At 70.6% G+C, this 2362-nt stretch carries 5 protein-coding genes; all 5 read left to right on the forward strand.

Annotated features, from left to right (window positions below):
• Window positions 1-2: 2 nt before the first annotated feature.
• A complete protein-coding gene (locus AC1D15_RS27555; RefSeq protein WP_477828510.1) occupies window positions 3-194 on the forward strand; it encodes a MoaD/ThiS family protein in 192 nt (63 codons plus the stop codon).
• A gap of 1 nt (window position 195) precedes the next feature.
• Entirely contained in the window at window positions 196-678 is a 483-nt protein-coding gene (locus AC1D15_RS27560) for a molybdenum cofactor biosynthesis protein MoaE (protein ID WP_477828511.1), read from the forward strand.
• On the forward strand, window positions 675-1076 hold the full coding sequence (crcB, locus tag AC1D15_RS27565) for a fluoride efflux transporter CrcB (protein ID WP_477828512.1): 402 nt from the start codon (window positions 675-677) through the stop codon (window positions 1074-1076). Before AC1D15_RS27560 ends, crcB begins: the two co-directional genes overlap by 4 nt.
• A 150-nt stretch (window positions 1077-1226) precedes the next feature.
• On the forward strand, window positions 1227-1940 hold the full coding sequence (locus AC1D15_RS27570; protein WP_477828513.1) for a hypothetical protein: 714 nt from the start codon (window positions 1227-1229) through the stop codon (window positions 1938-1940).
• Window positions 1937-2362, forward strand: a 426-nt coding sequence (locus AC1D15_RS27575) for a GTP-binding protein (RefSeq protein WP_477828514.1), incomplete at its 3' end; no start/stop codon positions are given. The genes AC1D15_RS27570 and AC1D15_RS27575, both read left to right, overlap by 4 nt.

Genomic DNA, 2362 nt, shown 5'->3' on the forward strand with positions numbered 1-2362 from the left:
CGCTGGAGCTGCGAGACGGCGTCGACGTGGGCGCGGCGCGCGACGCGCTGATCGCGCTTGACGCGCGCCACGCGGCGGCGCTGGCGCGAACCCGGGCGGTGCGCTGCGCGCTCGACCAGGTGCTGTGCGACGAAGCCGCGCGGTTGCACGACGACGCCGAGYTGGCCTTCTTTCCGCCGGTGACCGGAGGCTGACATGGGCTCCACGCGCGTCTCGATCCAGACCGGAGACTTCGACCTCGGTGCCGAGGTGGCCCGCCTGCGCGCCGGTGACGGTGGCGTCGGCGCGGTGGTCGCGTTCGTCGGCACGGTGCGCGACCGCAGCGACGGCGCTGACGTGAGCCGCATGGAGCTGGAGCACTACCCCGGCATGACCGAGACCTCGATCGACGCGATGATCGATGCGGCGCTGGCCCGCTTCGACATCCGCGCCGCGCGCGTGATCCACCGCGTCGGCGTGCTCGATGCGCAGGACCAGATCGTGCTGGTGGCCGTCACGTCGGCGCACCGCGGCCAGGCCTTCCAGGCCTGCGAGTTCCTGATGGACTACCTGAAGACGCAAGCCCCGTTCTGGAAGAAGGAGCACACGCCGCAGGGCGCGCGCTGGGTCGATGCCCGCAGCCACGACGATGCCGCGCTGCAGCGCTGGGGCATCGCGAGCGGAAACCTCGCGCCATGACGACCGGCGTCGGTGCGGGCATCACGTGGCTGCAGGTGCTGGCCGTCGCCACCGGCGCGGTCTTCGGCGCGCTGCTGCGTTGGTGGGCCGGGCTGTGGCTGAACGCGCAGTGGGCGGGTTTTCCGCTCGGCACGCTGCTCGTCAACTGTGCCGGCGGGCTGCTGATCGGCATCGCGCTGTACTGGTTCCAGCGCAGCCCGAACGAGCTGCTGCGGCTGCTGGCGGTGACCGGCTTCCTCGGCGGGCTGACGACCTTCTCGTCGTTCTCCGGCGAATCGCTCGCGCTGATCCAGCGCGACGAATGGGTGCTCGCCATCGGCCACACGCTGGCCCACGTGCTGGGCTCGCTCGCGTGCGCCGGCCTGGGATATCGGCTCGCGCGCCTCGCACTCGCCTGATCCCTCCAGATCGACCTCTGCTGCTTTGCAGACGGGTTCTGCATCATTTGACGACAAAGCCTGGTTACGATTTGTTTCCTTCGGTGGACTCAAATAGCAGCAGAGGTGGATCCAGTGACAGCAGCGACGACGGTGCGGCGACGGCTGAGCGTGCTTGCGCAGTCCGTGAACGTGCAGGACATGCTGAAGGTCGAGGTGTTCCTGCGGCTGGCCCAGGGCCGGCTGCGCTGCGACTGGCAGGTCTCGACCACCGGCGAAGCCCACCTGCTGCTGCTGGGCGGCGACGAACCCACCACCATCCCCGGCCTGCTCGACGACCCGGTCTCCCAGCTGCAACTGGTCGACGGGCCCGGCACTTCCCTTCCAGCGTCCCATGCCGACGGCCACCAGGTGCTGACCCGGCCGCTCCAGTACGACGCCTTCGTCGATGCGCTGCTGGCGGTCGAAGACAAGCTGCTGCCGAAGTTGCCTTCCGCGGCCCCGGCCCCGATGGTGCCGGCCACCGCGGGCGGCCGCCAGCCCTGGTCCACCGGCAGCTTTCGGCTGAGCCGCTGGCCGTCGGCCGGCCTGCTGCAGCCGCACCGCTACGGTGTGCGGCTGGCCACCTTCCTGTCGGTGCGCCCGGTGACGCTCGACGAACTGGCCCGCCTGTGCAACGTCGACAGCGCCGAGTGCGCGAGGTTCGTCGACGCGATGGGCCATGCCGGCCTGCTGAGCCTCGCGGCCCGCGTGGCGCCGCAGTCGCGCGGGGTGCCCGCCGCAGCCGGCGCGCCGGGTGAGCGTAGCGTGGCGCCAGCGGCCGATGCGGGCCTGGTCTCCCGCCTGCGCCGCACGCTCGGCATCAGCAACAAGGGCTCGACATGAAGGACCCCAAGATCGTCTTCACCGGCACGCCCGGTGCGGGCAAGACCACCGCGATCGCGGCACTCAGCGACACGCCGCCGGTCACCACCGACGTGCGCAACACCGATCCCTCGCTCGCGAAATCGCACACCACCGTGGGTCTCGATTTCGGCCAGGTCGACCTGGGCGACGGCCAGGTGGTGCGGCTGTTCGGCACGCCGGGGCAACTGCGCTTCGAATTCATGTGGCAGATCCTCGCCGCCGACGCGCTGGCGCTGGTGATCCTGATCGACAACTCGCGGCCCGATCCGCTGAGCGACCTGGTCGACTACCTCGATGCCTACGGCACGCTGCTGCCGTCGATGAACGCCGTGATCGGCGTCGGCCGCACGCTCGAATGCCCGCTGCCGACGCTCGACGAGTTCAGCGACATCGTCGGCGAG

This window comes from Rhizobacter sp. P2_H2 (assembly GCF_056403375.1).